Raw genomic sequence first — 22,041 nt, 5'->3', positions numbered from 1 at the left:
TTACCGGTCATACGCGCACAGGCTGAAGCCGTGTTCGCCGCCTCAGCAGCCAGCGCTGCGCGGGCTTCTCGATGTAGCGAAATAAAAGGTGCGATGCGATGAGCAGGCCCAGATAGAATCCCATCACGAGCCATAGCGGCGTCACCTCGTCTGCCTTCACGAACACATGCTTGAAGGCGATGAAACCGAGGTAGTGGCAGAGGTAGGTTGCGTAGGAAATATCCCCGAGCCACACGAGCGGTCGATATGCCAGCGGGTTGGCGCGGCGCCACAGGGCGAATCCCAGGATCAAGGTCACCCAGATCAGGGGGATGACGGGTGCCTGCGTATCCAAAGCCCTTATTGTTATGAAGAGGGCCGCGATGGCAAGCAGAGCCGCGATCTTGAGCGCACTCGCGCGCTCATCGCGAAGGTAGATGACGCACAGGATCATTCCCATAAGGAATTGGGACACACAGCGCAGAAGGCCGGTCTGCTCGATACCCCCCGCGAAATTCAAGCCGAGCACCTGAAAATACAGGTGTAGCCCGAACGCGATGAGGACCAAAACACCCCCGAGGAGCCATGTTGGCCACTCGCGGACCTTCACGAAAAATCCCAAAGCCGGAAAACAGAGGTAGGCGAAAAATTCCGTCGATATCGACCAGGCCGGGACATTCCATTGCAGGCCGTTCGAAAACCCCCAGTTTTGCACAAGAAACACGGATTGAATGAAATACGAATACGTTTCTTTTTCCGGAAAATCTCCAGAAAATATGGAAAATGCGGAAAAATAAATTAAAAACAATATAAGTAAAAAAATATGAAGCGGATATATTCGCGCAAATCTCTTGTATAGAAAATCCGATATCGAAGAGAACGATTTCCCAATCTTCTCGGAATAATTAAGATACATGACAAAGCCGGACAAAACAAAAAACATGTCGACCGCGAGATCGCCATTCCGGAAAAAAGACATCACCGGTGTCAGGACATGGGGCTCCAGAACGGACCTGGTGTGATATAAAACCACCCACCACGCTGCGAGGCCTCTAAGGCTCGTGAGGGCGTTGAGGTGCTGGTTGGATTGCAATGACGTATTCACGGCTGCGCCCGCTTGTCCCTTTCAAAGGCAACTGCGGCATGTTTCCAGCTTAGAATACCTGGATAGCGCCATACTTTCGTTGCACGGCTTGCTCGTTCCGTCTTGACGATGGCGTCGTCCAGCCCGTCGAAGGGCCGAAGCCAGCCGCGATCACTTGCATCGCGTGCAAAGCGAAGCACCCAGTATCCGCGAAGAACAGTATGAGGACTTGCGCCGTCGAAACTGTCTGTTGGGTGCTGGCTGGTCGAATTCACCCATTCTATAAACGAAGCTCGATCACGGTACGGCATCTGGCCCTTGACGAGGATAGGAAAGCCGCTTCCAGACCCGGCACCGTAAACCCCTCGGGCACCGCCGATCGCCCCGAACCGAAGCAGAAAATTTTCCGTAATGCGCGACAGCAGTGCCGGCTCTCCGGCCGAAGCCCAGAGATAGGCCGCCTCGGGGCCATAAATCTGTATCATGAAGTTCGAATAGGCATTGTCGTCATTGCCATCGATACCGCGGAATATCGAGACTGAACGGTTCTGCGGATTGGGCGATACATCAAGACGCGCAAGATCAGCCTTCCACCCGGCCCACATGTCTGCGTTCATCTTGCGCGCGCGCACCTGCGGCCAGAAAATATTGCCCCGCTCGGTGCGGACGTTCGCTGCAATGTCGCGCAGCTTCCACATGGCGGAAAACTGATTGAGCGTAGTGCGCTGATAAGCAAAACGCGGTCGATAACGGCCAGCGCTGCGCTGGTAGTTGCTGGCCAGTGCATACGCCATGATCGCCTGCTGCAGGATCGCAGCGCGCGGATCGCCCGTGGCCAGCCAATAGGCATAGCCGTGGTTGAAGAGATGCGCCTCGTCCCGGCGATGGCTATAGGTCTTCCCCGCCTCTGCCTTGATCTCGGCGAGCCATGGGTAATCCGCGGGTGCAGTCCACTTTCCTTCGTCGCCATAGCCATCGCCGCCGGAGATTCTGCCTTCATTGGCGTAGGGACGATCACCCGGCAGCGGTATCTGCGGATCGCGCATTTGATGATGCCGCTCGGACCAGATCACGAAATTGGGCAGGCTGAGACCATAAAGCGTTTCGACGCGGGCGCGCTTTGCGGCGGCTTCAAAGGTACCACCATCGCGATCCAGGGCCGCCGCAATCATGCGTGCGTCCGTTCCAGACACGAATCCACGCGACGAACCCGCCTCGCCCGCCTGCCCCGAGACGGTGCCAATGGCGTTGTTTGAAGACGAGCGCCCATAGATCCGGTCCGGGCGGTAGATATCCTCCGGTGTTTTCCGCGTGCGCGGTTTAAGGAATCCAGAGAAGGCGGTGGCCGAGAAGGGAAGAACCCTCTTTTCCTGCACCGCCTGCGCAAGTCGCGCCATTGTCGGCTTTACCGGTTCGCCGTTGTCTGCGCATTTCATTGATCCGGGCAGGACCGTAATCGGCATCGCCCGTCCATCTGCCGTCATGTCATAGCGGCGATCGTCGATACTGCCGTCGCCGTCGGGCGCGCGGACAATGCACAGCGAAAACCAGTCCGGCTTCGCGCGGTACGTGAAGAGGTAGGCGCGGCCTTCAGCGACCCGACCGAGATCGAAGACCGGCCATTCACCGCTGGGTGTCTGGATGACGTCTAGCGGAACGGGTCGTACCGCCCGGCCATCAATGGCAAAAGTGGCTGGCGCGGCCCTCGCTGTTTCAGAAACTTGCAGGCTGCAGAAAGCTGCAAGAGCGAGCGGGAGCAGACGGAAACGGCAACAGCGAAACATTCCGCAAGGTGGCACCTTGTCCCGAAAAGGACAAGGTGCCCGGGGGGAAGAAGGGTTTGCGAGACCCGCAGGCTGGTTCAGCCTGAAACGATCCGGTCTAGAAACTGACGGCCGCGTGCTTCCACGCCAAGGCGCTCGTGTCCTTGTTGGGTGCGGTTTTCGAACGCGCGGCTTCCATCCTGGCAATGGCGTCGTCAATGCCCGGGACTGCATCCATCCAGCCACGTTTCACAGCGTCCTGCGCGAGCTTCAGCGACCAGTAGGCGCGTTGCACCGTGTGCAGCGCGGCGCCGTCGAAGCTGTCGGCAGGAAGCGCATTCCCGTCGTTCGTCCAGGCAACGAAGCTCTCGGTATCGGTGTAGGGCATGGTGCCGCCGTCAAGAACGAGGAAACCCGAACCCGAGCCCTTGCCATAAACGCCGCGCGTTCCGCCGATTTTTCCAAAGCGCAGGACCATGTTCTCGGCAATCCGCTTCAGCATGGCCGGTTCACCCTTCGACGCGAACAGGTAGGCCGCCTCCGGTCCGTAAAGCTGGATCATGAAGTTGGAATAGGCATTGTCGGAGTTGAGATCGATGCCGCGGAAAATGGACGACGAGCGCTCATAAACACTCGTGCCCGCATCCATCTTGGCAAGCTGCGCCTTCCAGTCGGCAAAGACGTCACCGACCATCTTAAGCGCGCGCGCCCTGGACCAAAGGATATTGCCGTTCGAGCTGCTGGCGTTTTCCGCGACGTCCTGCAGTTTCCACAACGCCGACCAGACGTTCATCGTCGTCCGCTGGTAGCTGAAACGCGTGCGATAGCGACCGTCCGAATAGGCCCCCTGATAGACGCTGGCGAGCGCAAAGGCCGCGATGGCCTGCTGCAGAACGGCTGCTCGTGGGTCGCCCGTGGCCAGCCAGTAGGCATAACCATGGTTGAAGAGATGCGCCTCGTCGCGCGTATGCGAGTAGCATGAGCCTGCGGTCGCGCCGATCTGGCTGAGCCAGGGGTAATCATCGGGGGCACACCATTCGCCCTCATTGCCCAGCTGATCGGCCTTTGTGCTCGTACCCTCGTTCACATACGGCCGGTCTCCAGCGAGCGGGACCTGCGGATCCCGAAGCTGATTGTGATTTTCCGACCAGATCGCGAGGTTGGGAAGGCTGAGGCCATAAAGTGTCTGGATACGGGCCTGTTCGGCCGCATCGTTGAAGACGGTGGTGTTGCCCGCAAGCGCTGCCGCAATCATCACGGCATCGTCACCCGAAATGAAGCCGCGGGACGATCCGTATTCGCCGCCCGCACCGGTGATCGCATAGGCGATCGCATTGTTCATGCCGGAGCGGCCATAGATGCGGCCTGGGACGTATCCTGCCCTGTTTTCGGTCGTGCGCTCGGTTTCAAGCGTCGGCGACTTCGGCCAGCCGGCGAAGGCGGCGCTTGAATAAGGCATCACGCGCTTCGCGGTGACCGCTGCGCGGATGCGGTCCATCGACGGCGCGATTGGTTCGCCGTTGTCGATGCACTTCATGCTGCCGCCAAGGACGGAAAGCGTCGTTTCCACGCCGCTGACGGAGATCGCGTAGCTGCGCTCGCCGACCGTGGTGTCGCCCGGCACGGCATAGCGCACAATGCAGACGCTCCACCACGTCGGGCGGCTTGCAAGGCCGAACATATAAGCGCGGCCGCCGCTGACAGGACCGAGATCGCTGACGGGCCACGTGCCGGTCGGCGTGGTGATGGTGTCCATCGCCGCCGCGGAGAGACGCGTGCCGGCCACGGACACGCTCACCGGACCCGACGGCATTGTCGGATCAGCCGGCGGAGGCGTCGGCGTTGGTGTGGGCGTAGGAGTCGGTGTGGGAGTCGGCGTCGGCGTAGGAGTCGGCGTCGGTGTGGGAGTCGGCGTAGGAGTCGGCGTCGGCGTGGGAGTCGGCGTCGGCGTGGGAGACGGATCGGACGGCGTCACCGATGCCGGGGGCGTAGGGCTCCCCGCATCGGTTTGCGTGCCGCCAGAGCTGCCGCCTCCACAGGCCGACAGAAGAATTAACGCGGAGATGAAAGCCACAGGCTGGCCTCGGCCGCGCAGACGCCCAGCAGAATAAATGTTCATTGACCCCAACGACCCCTCGTTGTGACCGCAAAATCGCGGATTTGAGGGGATTCTTGGGCGCCAACTCTAAACAAATACCTAATACATCAAGTGCCGTGCGACACTTTGATGGTTAAGACAGGCGAAGTGATTGTAATTACGGCGACGAAATGTCGGTTAATTTCTCATTTTCTTTTAGCCGTAACATTTCGTCAACGAAGATTGGTCGCCGCAAAGGACCAGTTCATCGTATTGGTTAAGAAATCGTCTACGAAGTCCGGCCGGGCATTCTGGTAATCCAGATAATAAGCGTGTTCCCAAACATCGAGCGTGATGAGGGGGTTAAGCCCCTTATGGACGAGCGCGGAATCGGCATCGTGAGTCGAAATGATCTTCAGACCGTCGGTGCCTTCCTGGCAGAGCCATGCCCAGCCGCTGCCGAAATGACCGGTCGCTTCGGTCTTGAAGGCCTTTTTGAATTCCGACAGGCCGCCGAACGCCGAGTCGATCATGTCCTTGAGCTTACCTTCGGGCCCGGCAGCCTTCGGCGACAGTGAGTTCCAGAAGAAGGTATGATTCCAGGCCTGAGCGGCGTTGTTGAAAAGACCGTCGTCGCCTTTGCTCTTGGCCGTCTTCACGATCTCTTCCAGCGAGGCGTTTTCCAAAGGCGTTCCGGCAATCGCCGCGTTCGTCTTGTCGACATAACCCTTGTGATGCTTGCCGTGGTGAAATTCGAGCGTGCGCGCGGACATGTGCGGCTCCAGCGCATCCTTCGCGAACGGCAGCGGCGGGAGTTCGATAGCCATGAATAGCTCCTTTGTTTTGGGTGGGTGTTCAGAGGGATAACGCAGCGCCGTGACGGATGTTGCGTTCAAAAACCCTATCGATGTGGGTCAGGATGCCGCAGCGGCGCGGTGCAGGCCGTGACGGCGCAGGCAGTGCCTGAGCTGATCGTAAGTGACCGCGAGCGCCTCCGCGGCGGCACGCTGGTTATAGCGGCAGCTTTCGAGCGTGCGGACGAGAATGTCCCGCTCGTATTCCGCGACGGCAGCGCGCAGGTCGCTGACCGCAGCGCGCTCCTCAGCCGCCGCGATAGCCGCAACTGCCGGTGCAGCCGGCGGCGCCTTTGCCGCCTCCACCCCCGCCATCACGATCGACCGCTTCGGCCGCCACGGGGAGTCGAACGGATCGAACTGGAGGGCATCAACGGGCGTCGCGGGATCACCCCACCTGTAGAGCGCGCGCTCCACGACGTTCTTCAGCTCGCGGACGTTGCCCGGCCATGCGTAGGCGCGCAGCTGCTGGCGCACCTCGCGGCTGAAGCCGGGGAAGTCCGGCCAGCCCAGCTCGACGGACATGCGCCGCGCAAAATGGTTCGCCAGTTCCATGATATCGTCGGAGCGCGCACGCAGCGGCGGCAGGGTGATGACTTCGAAGGAGAGGCGATCGAGCAGGTCGGCCCGAAAGCGCCCCTTTTCGACAAGCGCAGGCAAATCTTCGTTGGTGGCGCCGACGATACGGACGTCGACGGTGAGCGGCCGGTTCGCACCGAGCCGGGTCAGCTCCCCATATTCGACGACGCGCAACAGGCGCTCCTGCGCGGCGGAGGAGAGCGTCCCCACCTCGTCGAGGAACAAGGTGCCGCCGTCTGCCTCTTCAAACCGTCCGCGCCGCGCCGAGGTCGCGCCGGTAAAGGCCCCTGCCTCATAGCCGAAGAGCTCGGCATCGATGAGGTTCTCTGACATCGCCGCGCAGTTCATTGCGATGAACGGCTCCTCCCAGCGCGGACTGAGGCGGTGCAGGCGCTCCGCGACCATCTCCTTGCCGGTGCCGCGCTCGCCGATGACGAGCACAGAACGGTTCAGCGCGGCGGCAAGGCTCGCCCGCTCAATCGCATCGAGCAGTTCGGTCGATTGGCCAACGAGAGTCGCCGAGTCCTTCATTGCCAATATTTAGCAAAAAATCCCAATTTTTTGCAATATGCACACACGGAAATTTCGCCAACTTCCAAGCAGAATACGTATAACATATTGAAAATACACAAATCACAGCGTGCCAGAAAAACTGGCACGACCCTTGCTGAACATTGGGCAACGGATTTGAAAGCAACAGTTAAACACAGGAGGCATCAATGCTTACGCAGGCCAACAGCAACATGTTCCGGACCCTCTTCTGCACCGTCGGTGCGGTCGCGGTCAGCTCGGTCTTCCTCTTCGCCGCGGCGGGTCCCGCCCGCGCCGAAACCCCGGCCAAGCTTGCCCAGGTCCAGATCATCCCGGTTTCGACGAGCGCTCCGATCGTTTACTGATCGGCCCGCAGCGTCTAGCGGCCGGAGCGGATCCCCCCAGTCCCCTCCCGCTCCGGCCGCCACCTTCAACTTCAGGAGTTCAGACCAGATGGGCATTTTCTCGAGGACGCGCGACATCATCGCCGCAAACGTCACCGACCTTCTCGACCGCGCCGAAGACCCGGCGAAGATGATCCGCATGATCATCATGGAGATGGAAGAGACGCTCGTGGAAGTCCGCGCCTCCGCCGCCCGCACCATCGCCGACCAGAAGGAAATGCGCCGCACGATCCTGAAACTGGATCAGGCGCAGGCGACGTGGGCCGAGAAGGCTGAACTGGCACTGTCCAAGGGCCGCGAGGATCTCGCCAAGGCGGCGCTGCTCGAAAAGCAGAAGATGAGCGGCAGCGGCGCCCAGCTGCAGGCCGAAGTCGATCTGCTCGACGAACAACTCTCGCACTACGAAGGCGACATCCAGAAGCTGGAAAGCAAGCTTCGCGAGGCACGCACACGCCAATCGGCGCTGCTGTCGCGGCTTGAGACGGCGAACAACCGGGTGCGGATGCGCAGCCTGCTGCGCGGCCCGAAGGTGGACGAGGCCTTCTCGCGCTTCGAGGTGCTGGAACGCCGCGTCGACTACGCCGAAGGCCAGGTGGACGCGCTCGCACTCGGCGAGACGCGCAGCCTGGAGATGCAGATCGCCGATCTGCGCACCGACGACGCCGTCGAGGCCGAGCTTGCCGCGCTGAAATCGCGCATGGCCCAGAAGCAGGAGGGCTGATCCATGGCCGAAGCTATCGTTCCGCTTATCGCCATCCTTGCCATCTTCATCGGTATGCCGTGGCTGTTCCTGCATTACCGCATGAAATCCAAGCAGAACCGCAGCCTTTCGATCGAGGACGAGCGTATGCTCGACGATCTCCACCAGGCCGCGATGCGCCTGGAGGATCGACTGCAGACGATCGAACGCATCATGTCGGTCGACAATCCCAACTGGCGCCACATCGCCGCCGGCAGCCCGGTCGGCGAACGCCTTGAAGACACGCGCACCGCGGAAATCAGGAGGATGAAATGAGCTTCGCACTCGACAAGAGAAACGCCATTTTCCTCGGCGTCTGTGCCGGATTTGCAAGGATGACCAAGACCGATGCGCTCTGGTGGCGGCTTGGCGCCGTCGTCGGCACCATCGTCGGCTTCGGCATCCTGCCGATCATCTACCTGCTCATCGCCTGGCTCGCCCAGCCGCGCACTCACGACGCCTGACACGATCCGAAAACGGGAGGCACAAATGTCCAGCCGCACGAAATTCTACCTCAATAAGCGCGAAAAGAAGTGGCTGGGCGTGTGTGCCGGCCTTGCGGACTTCACGGGTATCGATGTGCTGTGGTGGCGCGTAGGTGCAGTGGTCGGCACCATCCTCGGTGCAGGCATCCTGCCGGTGGCCTATCTGGTGATCGGCCTGATGGCCTCTGACAAGCCCACGGAATTTTACGGCGAAAGCGTCGTCGACCAGAAGTTCTGGCAGAAGGTCCGCGTGGCGCCGAGCCGCTCGATCCGCGACGTTCATGCGAGCTTCCGCGACATCGACCGCCGCCTTGCCCACGTCGAGCGGCACTACACGTCGCAGAACACACGGCTTGCCGACGAGATCGACAGCCTGCGCTAGCCCAAGCGAAGGGAAGCATCGCCATGGATTGGGGTTCACCGTTCTTCGTGCTCGCCATCATCGCCATCAGCACGGGCGGCTGGCTGATCAGTACCTGGATCCGCGCCCGCCACGGCTATCCGATCGAAAACGAGTTCTGGGGCACGACCAACAAGACCGCGGGTGAGAGCCTCGCCGCGAGCCGTAAGACCGAACTGCTGGCGAACGAGAATGCGGAAATGAAGGGCCAGATCGCCAGGCTCGAAGAGCGGATCACGGTTCTGGAGCGCATCGCGACGGACAGGTCGCGCAGGCTCTCCGACGAGATCGACGGCCTTCGTTAGCACGGCCAAACAGGGGGAATGTGAGCCATGCCTGCCGAAGTCGGATTTCTGATCGGTCTCCTCGCCGGAGCCGCCGGCATGTGGCTGGTGCAGGTGTGCAGCAGACGCGGCGCGGCAAGCGAGCCCGCCGAAGCTTCCGCCGAAACACCGGTCTACAGCTTCGAACGTGAACTCGAAAGCCGTCGCCTTGCCGCCGAGAACGCCGCGCTGATCACCCAGATGGAGGATGTGCGCGAACGGCTGGCCACACTGGAACGCCTCGCGATCGACCGCTCTACGCGGCTCGCCGATGAAATAGAGGCCCTGCGGGCCTGAACAAAAGGGACTGGATCATGGACATCTTCATCTACCCCTATCTCCCCTGGATTGTCGGCGGCGGCTTCGCGCTCGGTGCGCTCGGCATCGCGGGCTGGGTGTTCACGACCTTCATGCGCATCAAGCACGGCTATCCGCTGGAAAACGCCTGGGGCATGGCGGTGCATCCCAAGGTTTCGACCGAGGCGCAGGAGCGCATTACACTTCTGACCAACGAAAATGTTCAGCTTCGCGCCGAACTCGGCAGCGTGAAGGACAGGCTCGCCAACGTGGAACGCATTGTGACCGACAGCTCGTTCAGGCTGGAAAACGAGATCGAACAGCTTCGCGGCCCGAAGAACTGAGACGCGGCAAGACACGGGAAAGGGACAAGCGATGCATCCGTTCGAAATGGTAGTCCTGATCGTCGCCATCGTGGTGTTCGGCAAGATCGCGCTTCAGTACATGAAGCAGAAAGGCCGCGGACGGCCTGACGCCGAACTTGAAAACGACCGCCTGCGCGGCGAGATCGGCGACCTGAAAGACCGCATTGCAACGCTGGAACGGCTGGCGACCGACCGCAGCCGCCTTCTGGCTGACGAAATCGACGCGCTTGGGCGCGATCGGTAAGAAGGGAGTGACGGACATGCCCGGATTTGAAAGTCTGATCGTCATTACCGCCGGGGCCATATTGGGGCTCGGCATGATTGCCGGCATCGCCGCGTGGTGCTGGAAGGGTTGGCTCGAACTGAAGCGCGCGGAGCTCGGAAACGGCCGCGTCGCGGCAGGTCCGCCCGTATCGGGCCGGATCGACGTCGCCGACCTCAAGGAACGCGTGCGCAAGCTCGAAGCGATCGCCGCCGGCGTCGACTACTGACGCCGGCGACGCTCGCGGATCTTCAGTCGAACAGCTCTTCCAGGAACGATTTCCGCTTTTTCCCATAGCCGTAGCCATAGGGTTTGTGATCGCGCGCATAGCGATCATCGTCCCGCCGGGGCACGGAAACGCGCGGCGCCTCAGATGGTGCAGCGTCCCGGGCGCTTCTCTCCAGAATCTTGTCCAGCTCGCCGCGATCCAGCCAGACACCGCGGCACTGCGGGCAATAATCGATCTCTACACCCTGACGCTCGCTCATCACGAGCGCCACCTTGCACACGGGGCATGGCATTCCGGCAGCGGGGTTCGTCATTTCCTGGTCTCTCCTCTTGTCTGAATGCCAATCGAAGGCGACCGGCATCGAGATGGCTCGATGCGGTCCGACATCGCAGATCGTCAAAAATGACGACCGCCAGAGGGGCCCGGCCCGCTGGCTTTAGTTGAGCGCCCGCACGCCGGCTTTCAAGACCCGCGCGCGCCTTCGGCTTGACGCGGCATCGCGGCTCGCCCAAGTCTTCGCCCGCAATGACACTGCCCGACTTCGATACCATCCGCGACGATTTCGAGATCCTCGACGAGCCCGACGACCGCTACCGGCTGCTCATCGATCTCGGAAAGGCGTTGGAGCCGATGCCGGACGCGCTGAAGACCGACGCCACCAAGGTGCGCGGCTGCTCGGCGAGCGTCTGGGTGTATCCGACCATCGCCGAAAAGGGCCGCCTACACTTCCTTGCCGACAGCGACGCCGCGATCACCAAGGGCATTGTCGCGCTGATCCTGACGCTGGTGCAGGACCGCACGGCGGACGAGGTGCTGGCGATGGACATCGCCGCCGAACTCGCGCCGTTCGCGCTTTCGAAGCATCTTTCCTCGAATCGCACGCAGGGCATCCCCAACATGATCGCGCTCATCCGCGAAACCGCCGCGCGGCTCGCTGCATGACCCCGATCCTGAAGCCCGTCGTCGACAGTTTCCTGCGCTTCCTGCCCCATGTGAAAGCGCTCGGCATCGGTTTCCACGGGATCGGCGACAATTGGGCGGAACTCGCCCTGCCCTACGCCGAACATCTCGTCGCCTATCCGGGCGACGACGGCGTGCCCGGGATCATCGCCTCAGGCGCGATCTTCTCGCTCATGGATTCGGTTGGTGGCATGGCGGTGGTCGCGAAGTCGAAGCGCATGGTCCGGCAGGCGACGCTCGACCTTCGGATCGACTATCTGCGCCCGGCAGAACCCGGCAAGACCGTGATCGGCCGTGCCGAAGTGACCAAGCTGACACGCGCCGTCGCCTTCGTGAAAGGCATTGCGCACGATGGCGACCCGGACGATCCCGTCGCGCTGATGACGGCGAGCTACATGTTCACGGCGGGCGCGAAGTCATGAACTTCGACACGCTGGTCCGCGAGCTTCTGGGGGCGCCTGACGAAGGCCCATTGTCCTCGCTGCCCTATGCGCGCACGCTCGGGCTCAGCTACCGCCGCGATGCGGACGGCATCGTGATCATCATGCCCTTCTCCAAGGATCTGATCGGCGCGCCGAACCGGCTGCACGGCGGCACCGTCGCCGGGCTGCTCGAAATCGCCTCGATCGCGCAGCTCGTCCATGTCCTCGGCCGCGAGGAGACCGCGCCGGGCGTCAAACCTATCAACGTCACCGTCGATTATCTCCGCGCCGCTGCCTGCGAGACCACATACGCCGCCGCGATCGTCACCCGCATGGGCCGCCGCATCGCCAACGTGCGCGCCGAGGCGTGGCAGGGAGACCGGGCCGCGCCCGTCGCCGCCGCGCACATGAACGTGATGCTGGTTCGGGAATAGCAGGTCTAGACCGCCGTCTCGTAAGCGGCATGGCCCTCGCGCACCTTGTCCCCGTCGAACCGAAGCGTCTCGGCTACGCGGATGCCGGCCTGGTTGCGGTAGAGGATCGTCACCATATCCACGCCGCCGAACACGCCTTCGATCGTGAAATGCAGATCAGGCACGGCACGCACGCCGCCGGTCCAATAGGCGCGAAGCGCGGCCTTGCCTCTCACCGTGCCGCCCGATTCCGGAACCCGCTGCGCGGCGAGCGGCGATGTGAACACAGCGTCGTCATGGAAATGCGCAAGCACGCGCTCGACATCGCGCGCATTCCAGGCCGCGCACCACTCGGCTGCGAAATCCGCCCAGTTCGGTCCGATCATGCGCTCAGTCTTCGCCTTTCCAGCTCTTGCCCTCTTCGGCGCGGCGCAGCACTTCATAGGCTGCCTGCACAGCGTGGAACTGCCGCGCAGCCTCCTTGTCGCTCTGGTTGCGATCCGGGTGATACAGCTTGGCGAGCTTGCGGTAGGCGCGCTTCACCGCCTCGAAATCCGCATCGTCCTCCAGTTCGAGCGCGCGCAGGGCATCGAGCTCGCCGCGCGTGCGGCTGCCGTCGCCGGGGCCGGTCCACTGCCAGTGGCGCGCCTGTTCGAACGCGGTATCGCCGCGCTCGGCCTGTTCGCGCGACGCGGCCTCCTCCTTCGTGAGCCCCTCGAAGTAGTTCCAGTTCTTGTTGTACTCGGCGGCGTGGACTTCGCAGAAGAACCAGCGTTCGGGGCTGTTGGGAGACTTGGGCGCGGGGCGGTCGCCGGGCGAGGTGCACCCGTGGCGGTCGCACAGACGCACATTCACCGCCTCGCGCGCGCCGCCGTAGCTGCGCCAGCGGGGAAAACCCCAGTCGTCCTTGCGAGTCTGTCTGGCCATGACGTCTAGTTAGGCGACCGTCGGCAGCGGCGCCAGATCGGGAGTGACGAAATTCCGCCGAGCCTCCGCTGAAAACAGCCGGTCCCGACTGTAGAAGCCGAGCGGCCAGTCGCGCCGACCCTCGGGTGCGGCAAGCAGCGCATTCACCGCCTCTGCAAGGCCAAGCGCCGCGTGCCGGGCCGCGAAGACGCGCACGCCCGCGACATAGAGCTGCGTGATCGTCTCATGATAGCCCTGCGTGTCGTCGTTCACGCCGCCCACGGCGACGTTGTAGCCGGCGATGATGCCCGGCAGTTCGCGCGTCAGCTCGATGTCCGGCCGCTCGCGGACCAGCCACAGGCAGGCCGCCAGATGCGCCTCGTGCGTCCACGCGTCGCGCGGCAGCGTGTGCGCGAGCAGGCCTTCGCCGATTCGGCGCACGGCGGCGTCGTCCGCAAACAGTCGCGGCTCATTGAGGGTCATATCCGCCTCCAAAAATGGAAAGCGCGCCGGCCACGGGGACCGACGCGCTTTTTTGAGCTTGTCCTGGGTTCGGTGTCAGGCTGCCTTGGGGGCCGCCTGCCGAACGCCTTCGTCCACGTGATCCGCGAATTGGGCGAAATTGTCGATGAACAACCCCACCAGCTTGCGGGCTTGCGCATCATATGCAGCCTTGTCCGCCCATGTTTCGCGCGGGTTGAGGATCGCGCTGTCGACACCCGGCACCGCGGTCGGCACCTGGAAGCCGAAGAACGGATCGGTCACGAAGCTCGCACCCTTGAGGCTGCCGTCGAGCGCGGCGTTCAAAAGCGCGCGCGTCGCCTTGATCGGCATGCGGTGACCGGTGCCGTAGGCGCCGCCCGTCCAGCCCGTGTTGACCAGCCAGCAATCGACACCGCCCTTGGCGATCCGCTCCTTGAGAAGGTTGCCGTAGATGCTCGGGTGGCGCGGCATGAACGGCGCGCCGAAGCAGGTGGAGAAAGTCGCGCTCGGCTCGGTGACGCCGATCTCGGTGCCCGCCACGCGCGCGGTGTAGCCCGACAGGAAGTGGTACATCGCCTGCTCGGGCGTGAGCTTCGCGATCGGCGGCAGCACGCCGTAGGCATCGGCGGTGAGGAAGATGATATTCTTCGGCACCGGCCCAAGGTTCTTTTCAGAAGCGTTCGGAATGAAATCGATCGGGTACGAGCCGCGGCTGTTCTCGGCGAGGCTGTTGTCGTCGAGGTTGATCTTGCGTGTGACCGGATCGATCACGACGTTTTCAAGCACCGTGCCGAAACGGCGCGTCGTCGCGTAGATTTCCGGCTCGGCCTCGGCCGAGAGGTTGATCACCTTCGCGTAGCAGCCGCCTTCGAAGTTGAAGACCGCCGTGTCCGACCAGCCGTGCTCGTCGTCGCCGATGAGTGTGCGGGAGGCGTCGGCCGAAAGCGTCGTCTTTCCCGTGCCCGAAAGCCCGAAGAAGACCGCGCTCGATCCGTCGCTGCCGATGTTGGCGCTGCAGTGCATGGGCATCACGCCCTGCTCGGGGAGCATGTAGTTCAGAAGCCCGAACACCGACTTCTTCATCTCGCCAGCATAAGCAGTGCCGCCGATGAGGATCAGCTTTTCGGTAAAATTGACGGCGATCACCGTTTCGGTGCGGCAGCCGTGCCGCGCCGGATCGGCCCGGAAGGTCGGCAGATCGATGATCGTGAACTCGGGCGTGAAGCCGGGGAGGTCCGCCGGGTTCGGGCGCACGAGCAGCGTGCGGATGAAGAGATTGTGCCACGCGAGCTCGTTGATGACGCGCACGCGGACGCGATATTCCGGCTGCGAACCACCGTAGAGGTCCTGCACGAACAGCGTCTTCTTCTCACCGAGCGCGGCGAGGAAATCGGCCTTGAGCGCGGCGAAATGCTCCGGGCTCATCTTCTGGTTGCCGCCGTTGAACCAGATCGTGTCCCGGGTCGTGGCGTCCTCGACCGTGAACTTGTCCTTTGCGGAACGGCCGGTGTGCTTGCCGGTCTTCACGACGAAGGCGCCGTGTTCGGAGAGGAGGCCTTCCTGTCGCTCAACGGCCTTTTCGATGAGCGGGGCGGTGCCCAGGTTCCAGTGAAGCTCCGCCCCGGTGATAATCCCCTGTTTATCAAGAGTGAAGGCGGGAATCGGGGACGCGGTCATGATCACTCCTCAAGGATTCGGGCGGGCGCTTTTGCGGGAGCCCCTACACGATTCGCGCGCGATACGTCAAAAAATGCAAAGTTGGCGTTAAACGCGATCCGGTTTGCGCCGCGAATCCCGTTCGTTTACTGGTGCGTCCCATGTCATCCGCGCCCGCAACGATCGCCCTTGTCGACGACGACCGCAACATCCTGACCTCGGTCTCGATCGCGCTGCAGGCCGAGGGCTACACCGTCCGCGTTTATTCGGACGGGGCGAGCGCTCTGAAGGCACTCACAGACAATCCACCCGACCTTGCCGTGCTCGACATCAAGATGCCGCGCATGGACGGGATGGAGCTGCTGCTCAAGCTGCGTGAGAAATCGAACCTGCCGGTGATTTTCCTTACCTCCAAGGACACCGAGATCGACGAGGCGCTGGGCCTAGCGATGGGCGCCGACGATTATATCGGCAAGCCGTTCAGCCAGCGCCTGCTGATCGAACGCATTCGCGCCGTGCTGCGCCGTGCCCAGAACCGTGCCCAGGCGGCAGGGGAAAACGCCGAGGAAGAGGAAGCACGCACCCTGACGCGCGGGCGTCTCTCGATGGATACCGGCCGCCACCGCGTGACGTGGGACGGCAAGGAGGTGCAGCTCACCGTCACCGAGTTCCTGATCCTGGAAACGCTGGCGATGCGACCCGGCTTCGTGAAATCGCGCGATCAGCTGATGGACGCCGCCTATCAGGACGACGTTTACGTCGATGACCGCACCATCGACAGCCACATCAAGCGGCTGAGAAAGAAGTTTCGCGCGGTCGATTCGACCTTCGAGGCGATCGAGACCCTGTATGGCGTCGGCTACCGCTTTGACGAAGAGTAGCGAGGGCACGCGCGACGACACGCAGCTCCGGTGGTCGCGCGGCTGGTCGCTGACGGCGCGCATCCTCGCCGTGAACATGTTCGCCGTGCTGATGCTCGCGGGCGGTATCATCTACCTCGACAGCTTTCGCGAGCGGATGCTCGAACGCCGCGCCGAAGAGGCCGGTGTCGCCGCCAATCTGATGGCGGCAGCGATTTCCGACCGGATGCTGCAGGCACCCAATCGGCTGGACCCCATACTGGCGCACTTTGGGAAGACGACCGCCGCGCGGCTGCGAATCTATGATCGGCAGGGCGCCCGCGTGATCGACAGCTGGTCGCTTACCGGCCCCACGTTCACGCTTCGAGACCCCGACGCGGAGCCGCTGCGCAAGGACGTCGCGCGATTCCTGGACCGCATGATCGAGGGCGCGGTCGGGGCGCGGCAGTTTGACCGCTTCGCCGAGCCCACCCCCGACGTGCGCCGTGCCTGGCCCGAGGCGGAAGCGGCTCTGGCCCGGAAAACGGTGGACACCACGATCCGCTTCGCGCCGGACCGCACCATCATCATCACCGCCGCTGCCCCGCTTGCCGATGGCAGCGTGCTCCACATGACGATCGACGCGCGCGACGTGACGCGCGGGGTGCGCGACGAGCGGCTGACGCTGTTCGTGATCTTCCTGGGCGTGCTGCTGCTCTCGCTGCTGCTTTCAAGTTTCCTTGCGCGCACGATCGTGCGCCCGCTGCGCCGCCTTGCGATCGCCGCCCAGCGCGTCCGACTGGGCCGCGCACGCGAGGTGACGATCCCGCGCTTCCAGAAGCGCCGCGACGAGATCGGCGCGCTTTCCCGCACGCTTTCGGACATGACCGCAGCGCTCCGGGCGCGCATCGACGCGACCGAAGCCTTCGCCGCCGATGTCGCGCACGAGATCAAGAATCCGCTCGCCTCGCTGCGCTCCGCCGTGGACGCGATGGGGAACGTGAAGGATCCCGAGCTTTCCGCGCGGCTGCTCACTGTCGTGCGCGACGACGTGCAGCGCATCGACCGGCTGATTTCCGACATTTCCGATGCCTCGCGCCTCGACGCGGAACTGAGCCGCGTGCGCTTTGAGCGCATCGACCTCGGCGTCATGCTCGCGACCTTGATGAGCATTTACGAGACGCAGCCTGCGACCGCCGGTGTGACTCTGGCGTTCGCGCGGCCGCAGTTCGGATCGGCAGTGGTGAACGGGGACGGCAGCCGCCTCGCGCAGGTCGCCCGCAACCTCATCGACAATGCGATCAGCTTCTCGCCATCGGGCGGCCTTGTGCAGGTGACGGTGGCGCGCGCCGGCGAACGCGTGCTGATGCGCGTCGACGACGACGGTCCCGGCCTGCCGGCCGAAGGCATCAACCGCATCTTCGAGCGCTTCTATTCGGAGCGGCCCGAAGGCGAAGCGTTCGGCAAGCATTCCGGCCTCGGGCTCGCAATCGCCAAGGCCATCGTGGAGGCGCACGACGGCACCATCGCGGCGGAAAACCGCATCGAACGCGGCGAGGTGAAAGGCGCCCGCTTCACCGTCAGCCTGCCCGCCACGCAATGACGCGCATTCACGCCACCGCTGTTTCCATCGGCGGCAAGGCAGTGCTGCTGACCGGCGCATCGGGCGCGGGCAAGTCCGATCTCGCATTGCGGCTGATCGACCGGGGCGCGGTGCTCATCGCCGACGACCAGGTCGAGCTCCGCCTGCAGGACGGCGTTTTGCGCGCATCGCCCCCGCCCACGATCGAAGGCAGAATCGAGGTGCGCGGAGTTGGCATCGTGGCGATGCCGTTCACTTGCGACGTGCCCGTGGCACTCGCGATCGACCTCGATCTGCCGCCTGAACGCCTGCCGGAACGGCGCACGCGCATGATCGGCGGGACTGCCGTATCGCTCGCACTCCTCGACCCGCGCGAAATCAGCGCACCCCTGAAAGTCGAACTGCTCTTGAGCAGTTGTCCAACGGCACTAGATTAGGGGACATAATGGCAAATGCCGATCACCCCGTCGCACGTGCACCCTTGTTGCTTGTTACCGGCATGTCCGGCGCCGGGCGCTCGACGGCGCTGAAAGCGCTGGAAGACAACGGTTTCGAGGTTGTCGACAACCTGCCGCTCTCGCTGCTGAAGCGCCTGCTGGCGGTGCACGACAAGACGCAGACCGGCAGCGATTCGGACCGGCCGCTCGCGGTGGGCATCGACGCGCGCACGCACGCGTTCGATGCCGAATCGGTCGTTTCCCACATAAAGTCGATGCGCGAGCGTGGCTTTGATGCGCGTGTTCTATTCATCGATTGTGCGGGCGGAGAGCTCGTGCGGCGCTTTTCGGAAACGCGCCGGCGGCACCCGCTGGCGCTCGACCGGCCCGCCGCAGACGGCATCGCGCGGGAACGCGAGGTGATGGCTCCGCTCCGGCGCTGGGCGGATATCGTGATCGATACGACCGACTTCAGCGTCCACGACCTCAGGCGCACGATTCGCGAGAAGTTTGCCCGCCACCTGCGCGGCGAACTGACGCTCACGGTGATGTCATTCGGATTCGCGCGCGGGCTGCCGCGCGATGCCGACATGGTGTTCGACATGCGATTCCTCGCAAATCCGCACTGGCAGCCGAACCTCCGACCGCTCACGGGAAAAGACGAGGCCGTGGGGCGCTATGTTGCCGCCGATCCGGCGTATGTCGATGCTTTCGAACGGATTTCCGGCCTCGTCCTGTCGCTGATCCCAAGCTATCGGCGCGAGGGGAAGGCCTATCTCACCATCGCCATCGGCTGCACCGGCGGACGCCACCGGTCGGTTTTTGTTGCCGAACGCCTTGCCGAAACGATAAGGGCCGCCGGCTATACGTTGAACATCGTGCACCGCGATATGAGCGGGCACAGCGAGGGCGTGGAGGCCGAAAGCTTCGCGCTCCCGGATCATGGAGAGAGACTGCCCGCATGATCGGTATTGTGCTGGTGACGCACGGGCGGCTTGCGGCTGAGTTCGTCGCGGCCATGGAGCACGTGGTCGGCCCCCAGAAGAACGTCGCCTCAATCTGCATCGACGCCGATGACGACATGGAGGTGCGCCGCGCCGACATCGCGAACGCGGTGAAGACGGTGGACACCGGGCGCGGCGTCGTTATCCTCACCGACATGTTCGGGGGGACGCCATCCAACCTTGCGATTTCGCTGCTTTCGGGCGGCCATGTGGAGGTGATCGCGGGGGTCAACCTGCCGATGCTGATCCGCCTCGCCAGCGTACGCGGCGAGATGAAACTCGCCGAAGCGGTCGTGGCAGCGCAGGAGGCGGGACGTAAATACATCTCCGTTGCATCGAAAATTCTGGGAGAAGTCGCCTGAGCGACGATACTGACGGCGTTCCCGTCGGCGACGCGCTCGCCGTCCGCCAGCGCGTGCTCATTCGCAACAAGCGCGGTCTCCATGCGCGCGCCAGCGCCAAATTCGTGACGCTAACCTCCGAGTTTGCCGCAGCTGTCGTGGTGGAAAAGGATGGCCAGAGCGTCACCGGCACGTCCATCATGGGCCTGATGATGCTGGCCGCGAGCCCCGGCGACGAGATCGAGATCATCGCGAGCGGCGCCGATGCGGATGCTGCCCTCGCCGCGCTCGTCCGCCTCGTCGAGGACCGCTTCGGCGAGGAATAATGCCCCGCCGCATCACCAGCTTTTCCAACGAGACGATCAAACGCATCCGGTCGCTCGAACAGAAGAAATTCCGCCGCATCGAGAACCGCTTCATGGCGGAAGGCATGCGTATTGTCGCCGAGGCCGCGGAGGCGGGACGGATCGCCGAAACGCTGGTGTTTGCGGAGGACCTCGCGGAGCACGCGCTGCTTCGGCGGCTCATCGCGCAATGCGAGGCGGCGGGCGGCGAGGCGATCGAGGTGCCGCGCGAGATCCTTCACAAGATCACCGGCAAAGACAATCCGCAGGCGCTCGTTGGGGTGTTTCCGATCCCCGAGACGCGGCTGGAAGACCTCGACCGGAAGTCCTCCGACCTTTGGACGGTATGCCAGTCATTGAAGGACCCCGGCAATCTCGGCACCATCCTGCGCACGAACGATGCGGTGGGCGCGGGCGGGTTGATCCTGCTCGACCAGAGCTGCGATCCGTGGTCGGTGGAAGCCGTGCGCGCCTCGATGGGGGCGCTGTTTACGCAGCCGATCGTGCAGACGACGGGCCCGGCGTTCTTCGAATGGTTGCGCGCGGGCCCGGGAATGCTCGTCGGCACCAGCCTGCGCACGGACCACGACTATCAGGACGTTCGCTACGACGCGCCGACCTTTATTCTGATGGGCAACGAGCAGCACGGCCTGCCGCAGGAGTACGAAGATGCCTGCGACGTGCTGGTGAAGATTCCCATGCGCGGCAAGGCCGATTCGCTGAACGTCGCGGTCAGCTGCGCGGTGATGCTCTACGAAGTGCTGAACCAGCGGCGGCGCTGATCACTCCGCCGCGAGCTTGGTGAGCGGTCGCGGCTCGCCGGTCACGCGCGGCAAATCCTCCACGGTTTTCGACGGTGCGGCGATGGCGTGTTCGCGGAGGCGATGCGCCGAGGTCATGACCTGGCTTTCGAGACTGCCGACCATTTTGTTGTAGGCCGTATTCGCGGCTTCAAGATTCCGCCCGACCTTGGCGACATGTTCCCCCATCGTCGCCAGCCGGTCGTAGAGCTGCTTGCCGAGTTCGGCGATTGCGCGCGCGTCGGCGCTCGCCCGCTCCTGCTGCCACACCATCGCCACCGTCCGCGCGATGGCGATGAGATTGGTCGGCGAGGCGAGGAGGACGCGGCGCTGGAACGCCGCTTCGAACAGTTCCTGATCCGCTTCCAGCGCGGCGGCGAGGAAGTTCTCGCCGGGCACGAACATGATCACGAAATCGAGCGTGTCGCCGAACTGCTCCGCGTAGCTCTTCTTGCCCAGGGCATCGACATGGACGCGCAGGTTCCTTGCGTGCGCGAGGAGATGCGCGCGCCGTGCATCCTCGTCCGGCGCGTCGAGCGCGTCCTGATAAGAGTTCAGCGAGCACTTGGCGTCGATCACCAGCACGCGTTCACCCGGAAGGCGCACAACGGCATCGGGACGCTGGCGCCCCTCTTCCGTTTCCACCGAAACCTCCTCGGCGAAATCGACGTGCGGCGACAGTCCGGCCATTTCGAGCACGCGGCGAAGCTGATGCTCGCCCCAGCGGCCGCGCGCCTTGGGGGCGCTGCGGAGCGCATTGACGAGCTTCGCAGCCTCGCCCGAAACCCGCTCCTGCCCCTGCTTCACCTCGGCGATCGCGTTGTGGATGGCCCCGTAAGCCGTCGCCCGCGCCTCTTCGATCTGGCCAAGTTTCAACTCGTACTTCGCAAGCGTGTCGCGCATCGGCTGAATGAGCTTGTCCATCTCGGCGCGGTTCTTCTGGAGGCCTTCGCCGGCCGCCTCGCGGTGGCGCTTTAGCGTCTCCTCGGCAAGCTTCACGAACGTCTCGTGGCTCTTCGAGAGCGATGCGCTCGCCAGCGCATCGAAGCGCTGATTGAGGTCCGCCTCGCGCTCGGCGAACGCGCGCTCACGTTCATCGGCGCGGCTTTTCAGTTCTGCAAGCGCAACACTGTCTTTCCGGAGTTCAGCGATCTCCGCCTTTAACCCTTCGATCCCGGCCGCACGCTGTTCGGCTAGCGCCTTGTCGGTGCGAAGCCCCGCCGCTGCATCCATCAACCCGTCCCGCTCGGCGCGCAGCGAATCACGTTCGCTGCGCAGCGCGGCGCGGTCTCGCGACCAGAGCAGCCAGCCAAGGCCGCAGCCGAGGGCGAACATCGCAAGGCCGACAATAAGAGCAACAGGGGTCATGCGACACGCCTTCGAACGTGAACAGATCAGGAACTTCATAGCTAGCGCAATTGCCTGCCAGACGCAAAGACCTTGCATCGAAAGCGCTTTGGCGGACAGGATGCAGCGGGAGGAC

31 protein-coding genes are annotated in these 22,041 nt (G+C 63.4%); 20 read left to right on the top strand and 11 right to left on the bottom strand.

Annotated features, from left to right (window positions below; translation table 11 throughout):
* Positions 1-7: 7 nt before the first annotated feature.
* The 5 genes from DFR51_RS00990 to pspF all read right to left on the bottom strand — a co-directional run bounded on the left by DFR51_RS00990 (position 8) and on the right by pspF (position 6,867).
* The gene (locus DFR51_RS00990) at positions 8-1,072 is read right to left on the bottom strand and encodes an acyltransferase family protein (RefSeq protein ID WP_170151734.1); all 1,065 of its coding nucleotides are present in this window, start codon (positions 1,070-1,072) and stop codon (positions 8-10) included.
* An 8-nt stretch (positions 1,073-1,080) separates the two neighbouring features.
* Positions 1,081-2,547: a hypothetical protein gene (locus DFR51_RS00985; RefSeq protein WP_145987962.1), complete on the bottom strand. Its 1,467-nt coding sequence runs from the start codon at positions 2,545-2,547 to the stop codon at positions 1,081-1,083.
* A 397-nt stretch (positions 2,548-2,944) separates the two neighbouring features.
* Positions 2,945-4,612 (bottom strand): hypothetical protein, encoded by a 1,668-nt coding sequence (locus DFR51_RS18905; RefSeq protein WP_162500674.1) that lies wholly within the window; start codon positions 4,610-4,612, stop codon positions 2,945-2,947.
* 524 nt (positions 4,613-5,136) lie between these two features.
* Positions 5,137-5,730: a superoxide dismutase gene (locus tag DFR51_RS00975; RefSeq protein WP_121047188.1), complete on the bottom strand. Its 594-nt coding sequence runs from the start codon at positions 5,728-5,730 to the stop codon at positions 5,137-5,139.
* 87 nt (positions 5,731-5,817) lie between these two features.
* Positions 5,818-6,867 carry a phage shock protein operon transcriptional activator gene (pspF, locus tag DFR51_RS00970; RefSeq protein ID WP_121047187.1) on the bottom strand — a complete coding sequence of 350 codons (1,050 nt, stop codon included), beginning with the start codon at positions 6,865-6,867 and terminating at the stop codon, positions 5,818-5,820.
* A 188-nt stretch (positions 6,868-7,055) separates the two neighbouring features.
* On the opposite strand from pspF, the gene DFR51_RS18900 reads away from it, so the two are divergent.
* The 10 genes from DFR51_RS18900 to DFR51_RS00925 all read left to right on the top strand — a co-directional run bounded on the left by DFR51_RS18900 (position 7,056) and on the right by DFR51_RS00925 (position 10,371).
* Positions 7,056-7,232 (top strand): hypothetical protein, encoded by a 177-nt coding sequence (locus tag DFR51_RS18900; RefSeq protein WP_160119106.1) that lies wholly within the window; start codon positions 7,056-7,058, stop codon positions 7,230-7,232.
* Between the two features lie 88 nt (positions 7,233-7,320).
* Positions 7,321-7,992: a phage shock protein PspA gene (gene pspA / locus DFR51_RS00965; RefSeq protein ID WP_121047186.1), complete on the top strand. Its 672-nt coding sequence runs from the start codon at positions 7,321-7,323 to the stop codon at positions 7,990-7,992.
* 3 nt (positions 7,993-7,995) lie between these two features.
* Positions 7,996-8,286: an envelope stress response membrane protein PspB gene (gene pspB, locus DFR51_RS00960; protein ID WP_121047185.1), complete on the top strand. Its 291-nt coding sequence runs from the start codon at positions 7,996-7,998 to the stop codon at positions 8,284-8,286.
* Positions 8,283-8,474, top strand: a complete 192-nt coding sequence (locus DFR51_RS00955; protein WP_121047184.1) for a PspC domain-containing protein — start codon at positions 8,283-8,285, stop codon at positions 8,472-8,474. The genes pspB and DFR51_RS00955 overlap by 4 nt, the downstream gene beginning before the upstream one ends.
* 25 nt (positions 8,475-8,499) lie before the next feature.
* Positions 8,500-8,877: an envelope stress response membrane protein PspC gene (gene pspC / locus DFR51_RS00950; RefSeq protein ID WP_121047183.1), complete on the top strand. Its 378-nt coding sequence runs from the start codon at positions 8,500-8,502 to the stop codon at positions 8,875-8,877.
* Positions 8,878-8,900: 23 nt separating this feature from the next.
* Positions 8,901-9,200 (top strand): hypothetical protein, encoded by a 300-nt coding sequence (locus tag DFR51_RS00945; protein WP_121047182.1) that lies wholly within the window; start codon positions 8,901-8,903, stop codon positions 9,198-9,200.
* 27 nt (positions 9,201-9,227) lie between these two features.
* The gene (locus tag DFR51_RS00940) at positions 9,228-9,515 is read left to right on the top strand and encodes a hypothetical protein (protein ID WP_121047181.1); all 288 of its coding nucleotides are present in this window, start codon (positions 9,228-9,230) and stop codon (positions 9,513-9,515) included.
* A gap of 17 nt (positions 9,516-9,532) precedes the next feature.
* On the top strand, positions 9,533-9,859 hold the full coding sequence (locus DFR51_RS00935) for a hypothetical protein (protein WP_174234218.1): 327 nt from the start codon (positions 9,533-9,535) through the stop codon (positions 9,857-9,859).
* Positions 9,860-9,890: 31 nt separating this feature from the next.
* The gene (locus DFR51_RS00930) at positions 9,891-10,124 is read left to right on the top strand and encodes a hypothetical protein (RefSeq protein ID WP_121047179.1); all 234 of its coding nucleotides are present in this window, start codon (positions 9,891-9,893) and stop codon (positions 10,122-10,124) included.
* 16 nt (positions 10,125-10,140) lie between these two features.
* Entirely contained in the window at positions 10,141-10,371 is a 231-nt protein-coding gene (locus DFR51_RS00925; RefSeq protein WP_121049552.1) for a hypothetical protein, read from the top strand.
* A gap of 22 nt (positions 10,372-10,393) precedes the next feature.
* Here the strand turns inward: DFR51_RS00925 and DFR51_RS00920 are convergent, their stop codons facing one another.
* The gene (locus tag DFR51_RS00920) at positions 10,394-10,684 is read right to left on the bottom strand and encodes a TFIIB-type zinc ribbon-containing protein (RefSeq protein ID WP_121047178.1); all 291 of its coding nucleotides are present in this window, start codon (positions 10,682-10,684) and stop codon (positions 10,394-10,396) included.
* Positions 10,685-10,896: 212 nt separating this feature from the next.
* On the opposite strand from DFR51_RS00920, the gene DFR51_RS00915 reads away from it, so the two are divergent.
* From DFR51_RS00915 to DFR51_RS00905, 3 genes are read left to right on the top strand one after another with little or no spacing between them, the layout of a single operon-like run.
* The gene (locus DFR51_RS00915) at positions 10,897-11,313 is read left to right on the top strand and encodes a SufE family protein (protein ID WP_121047177.1); all 417 of its coding nucleotides are present in this window, start codon (positions 10,897-10,899) and stop codon (positions 11,311-11,313) included.
* Positions 11,310-11,753: a PaaI family thioesterase gene (locus DFR51_RS00910; RefSeq protein WP_121047176.1), complete on the top strand. Its 444-nt coding sequence runs from the start codon at positions 11,310-11,312 to the stop codon at positions 11,751-11,753. The genes DFR51_RS00915 and DFR51_RS00910 overlap by 4 nt, the downstream gene beginning before the upstream one ends.
* The gene (locus DFR51_RS00905; protein ID WP_121047175.1) at positions 11,750-12,187 is read left to right on the top strand and encodes a PaaI family thioesterase; all 438 of its coding nucleotides are present in this window, start codon (positions 11,750-11,752) and stop codon (positions 12,185-12,187) included. The genes DFR51_RS00910 and DFR51_RS00905 overlap by 4 nt, the downstream gene beginning before the upstream one ends.
* Positions 12,188-12,192: 5 nt before the next feature.
* Here the strand turns inward: DFR51_RS00905 and DFR51_RS00900 are convergent, their stop codons facing one another.
* From DFR51_RS00900 to DFR51_RS00885, 4 genes are all read right to left on the bottom strand, one after another.
* Positions 12,193-12,552: a nuclear transport factor 2 family protein gene (locus DFR51_RS00900; protein WP_121047174.1), complete on the bottom strand. Its 360-nt coding sequence runs from the start codon at positions 12,550-12,552 to the stop codon at positions 12,193-12,195.
* Positions 12,553-12,556: 4 nt separating this feature from the next.
* Positions 12,557-13,093 (bottom strand): J domain-containing protein, encoded by a 537-nt coding sequence (locus tag DFR51_RS00895; protein ID WP_121047173.1) that lies wholly within the window; start codon positions 13,091-13,093, stop codon positions 12,557-12,559.
* Positions 13,094-13,102: 9 nt separating this feature from the next.
* Positions 13,103-13,555 (bottom strand): hypothetical protein, encoded by a 453-nt coding sequence (locus DFR51_RS00890; protein ID WP_121047172.1) that lies wholly within the window; start codon positions 13,553-13,555, stop codon positions 13,103-13,105.
* 75 nt (positions 13,556-13,630) lie between these two features.
* Positions 13,631-15,232 carry a phosphoenolpyruvate carboxykinase gene (locus DFR51_RS00885; RefSeq protein WP_121049549.1) on the bottom strand — a complete coding sequence of 534 codons (1,602 nt, stop codon included), beginning with the start codon at positions 15,230-15,232 and terminating at the stop codon, positions 13,631-13,633.
* Between the two features lie 140 nt (positions 15,233-15,372).
* Between DFR51_RS00885 and DFR51_RS00880 the strand changes: the two genes are divergently transcribed.
* The 7 genes from DFR51_RS00880 to DFR51_RS00850 are packed head-to-tail and all read left to right on the top strand — an operon-like array spanning position 15,373 to position 20,540.
* Positions 15,373-16,092, top strand: coding sequence for a response regulator transcription factor (locus tag DFR51_RS00880; RefSeq protein ID WP_121047171.1), 720 nt, complete (start codon positions 15,373-15,375; stop codon positions 16,090-16,092).
* A complete protein-coding gene (locus tag DFR51_RS00875) occupies positions 16,061-17,653 on the top strand; it encodes a stimulus-sensing domain-containing protein (protein ID WP_121047170.1) in 1,593 nt (530 codons plus the stop codon). Before DFR51_RS00880 ends, DFR51_RS00875 begins: the two co-directional genes overlap by 32 nt.
* Complete coding sequence (locus DFR51_RS00870) at positions 17,650-18,069, top strand: HPr kinase/phosphorylase (RefSeq protein WP_121047169.1); 420 nt, start codon at positions 17,650-17,652, stop codon at positions 18,067-18,069. The genes DFR51_RS00875 and DFR51_RS00870 overlap by 4 nt, the downstream gene beginning before the upstream one ends.
* 8 nt (positions 18,070-18,077) lie before the next feature.
* Complete coding sequence (gene rapZ / locus DFR51_RS00865; protein WP_121047168.1) at positions 18,078-19,034, top strand: RNase adapter RapZ; 957 nt, start codon at positions 18,078-18,080, stop codon at positions 19,032-19,034.
* Positions 19,031-19,435: a PTS sugar transporter subunit IIA gene (locus DFR51_RS00860; RefSeq protein ID WP_121047167.1), complete on the top strand. Its 405-nt coding sequence runs from the start codon at positions 19,031-19,033 to the stop codon at positions 19,433-19,435. Before rapZ ends, DFR51_RS00860 begins: the two co-directional genes overlap by 4 nt.
* A gap of 53 nt (positions 19,436-19,488) precedes the next feature.
* On the top strand, positions 19,489-19,740 hold the full coding sequence (locus DFR51_RS00855) for an HPr family phosphocarrier protein (RefSeq protein ID WP_243445569.1): 252 nt from the start codon (positions 19,489-19,491) through the stop codon (positions 19,738-19,740).
* Entirely contained in the window at positions 19,740-20,540 is an 801-nt protein-coding gene (locus DFR51_RS00850; RefSeq protein ID WP_121047165.1) for a TrmH family RNA methyltransferase, read from the top strand. Before DFR51_RS00855 ends, DFR51_RS00850 begins: the two co-directional genes overlap by 1 nt.
* On the opposite strand, the gene DFR51_RS00845 is transcribed toward DFR51_RS00850, so the two are convergent.
* Positions 20,541-21,926 (bottom strand): DNA recombination protein RmuC, encoded by a 1,386-nt coding sequence (locus tag DFR51_RS00845; RefSeq protein WP_160119105.1) that lies wholly within the window; start codon positions 21,924-21,926, stop codon positions 20,541-20,543.
* Positions 21,927-22,041 lie beyond the last annotated feature (115 nt).

The organism is Sphingosinicella microcystinivorans (assembly GCF_003634215.1).
In the GTDB taxonomy this organism is placed as follows: Bacteria; Pseudomonadota; Alphaproteobacteria; order Sphingomonadales; family Sphingomonadaceae; genus Sphingosinicella; species Sphingosinicella microcystinivorans.
The sequence above is the reverse complement of the archived record's forward strand: the minus strand, read 5'-3'. Positions and strand labels throughout refer to the sequence as shown.

Coding starts and splice junctions, on each gene's coding strand:
- DFR51_RS00985 (WP_145987962.1), bottom strand. CDS start 2,547: ATGACGGCAGATGGACGGGCGATGCCGATTACGGTCCTGCCCGGATCA.
- DFR51_RS00975 (WP_121047188.1), bottom strand. CDS start 5,730: ATGGCTATCGAACTCCCGCCGCTGCCGTTCGCGAAGGATGCGCTGGAG.
- pspF (WP_121047187.1), bottom strand. CDS start 6,867: ATGAAGGACTCGGCGACTCTCGTTGGCCAATCGACCGAACTGCTCGAT.
- DFR51_RS18900 (WP_160119106.1), top strand. CDS start 7,056: ATGCTTACGCAGGCCAACAGCAACATGTTCCGGACCCTCTTCTGCACC.
- pspA (WP_121047186.1), top strand. CDS start 7,321: ATGGGCATTTTCTCGAGGACGCGCGACATCATCGCCGCAAACGTCACC.
- pspB (WP_121047185.1), top strand. CDS start 7,996: ATGGCCGAAGCTATCGTTCCGCTTATCGCCATCCTTGCCATCTTCATC.
- DFR51_RS00955 (WP_121047184.1), top strand. CDS start 8,283: ATGAGCTTCGCACTCGACAAGAGAAACGCCATTTTCCTCGGCGTCTGT.
- pspC (WP_121047183.1), top strand. CDS start 8,500: ATGTCCAGCCGCACGAAATTCTACCTCAATAAGCGCGAAAAGAAGTGG.
- DFR51_RS00945 (WP_121047182.1), top strand. CDS start 8,901: ATGGATTGGGGTTCACCGTTCTTCGTGCTCGCCATCATCGCCATCAGC.
- DFR51_RS00940 (WP_121047181.1), top strand. CDS start 9,228: ATGCCTGCCGAAGTCGGATTTCTGATCGGTCTCCTCGCCGGAGCCGCC.
- DFR51_RS00935 (WP_174234218.1), top strand. CDS start 9,533: ATGGACATCTTCATCTACCCCTATCTCCCCTGGATTGTCGGCGGCGGC.
- DFR51_RS00930 (WP_121047179.1), top strand. CDS start 9,891: ATGCATCCGTTCGAAATGGTAGTCCTGATCGTCGCCATCGTGGTGTTC.
- DFR51_RS00925 (WP_121049552.1), top strand. CDS start 10,141: ATGCCCGGATTTGAAAGTCTGATCGTCATTACCGCCGGGGCCATATTG.
- DFR51_RS00920 (WP_121047178.1), bottom strand. CDS start 10,684: ATGACGAACCCCGCTGCCGGAATGCCATGCCCCGTGTGCAAGGTGGCG.
- DFR51_RS00915 (WP_121047177.1), top strand. CDS start 10,897: ATGACACTGCCCGACTTCGATACCATCCGCGACGATTTCGAGATCCTC.
- DFR51_RS00910 (WP_121047176.1), top strand. CDS start 11,310: ATGACCCCGATCCTGAAGCCCGTCGTCGACAGTTTCCTGCGCTTCCTG.
- DFR51_RS00905 (WP_121047175.1), top strand. CDS start 11,750: ATGAACTTCGACACGCTGGTCCGCGAGCTTCTGGGGGCGCCTGACGAA.
- DFR51_RS00900 (WP_121047174.1), bottom strand. CDS start 12,552: ATGATCGGACCGAACTGGGCGGATTTCGCAGCCGAGTGGTGCGCGGCC.
- DFR51_RS00895 (WP_121047173.1), bottom strand. CDS start 13,093: ATGGCCAGACAGACTCGCAAGGACGACTGGGGTTTTCCCCGCTGGCGC.
- DFR51_RS00890 (WP_121047172.1), bottom strand. CDS start 13,555: ATGACCCTCAATGAGCCGCGACTGTTTGCGGACGACGCCGCCGTGCGC.
- DFR51_RS00885 (WP_121049549.1), bottom strand. CDS start 15,232: ATGACCGCGTCCCCGATTCCCGCCTTCACTCTTGATAAACAGGGGATT.
- DFR51_RS00880 (WP_121047171.1), top strand. CDS start 15,373: ATGTCATCCGCGCCCGCAACGATCGCCCTTGTCGACGACGACCGCAAC.
- DFR51_RS00875 (WP_121047170.1), top strand. CDS start 16,061: ATGGCGTCGGCTACCGCTTTGACGAAGAGTAGCGAGGGCACGCGCGAC.
- DFR51_RS00870 (WP_121047169.1), top strand. CDS start 17,650: ATGACGCGCATTCACGCCACCGCTGTTTCCATCGGCGGCAAGGCAGTG.
- rapZ (WP_121047168.1), top strand. CDS start 18,078: ATGGCAAATGCCGATCACCCCGTCGCACGTGCACCCTTGTTGCTTGTT.
- DFR51_RS00860 (WP_121047167.1), top strand. CDS start 19,031: ATGATCGGTATTGTGCTGGTGACGCACGGGCGGCTTGCGGCTGAGTTC.
- DFR51_RS00850 (WP_121047165.1), top strand. CDS start 19,740: ATGCCCCGCCGCATCACCAGCTTTTCCAACGAGACGATCAAACGCATC.
- DFR51_RS00845 (WP_160119105.1), bottom strand. CDS start 21,926: ATGACCCCTGTTGCTCTTATTGTCGGCCTTGCGATGTTCGCCCTCGGC.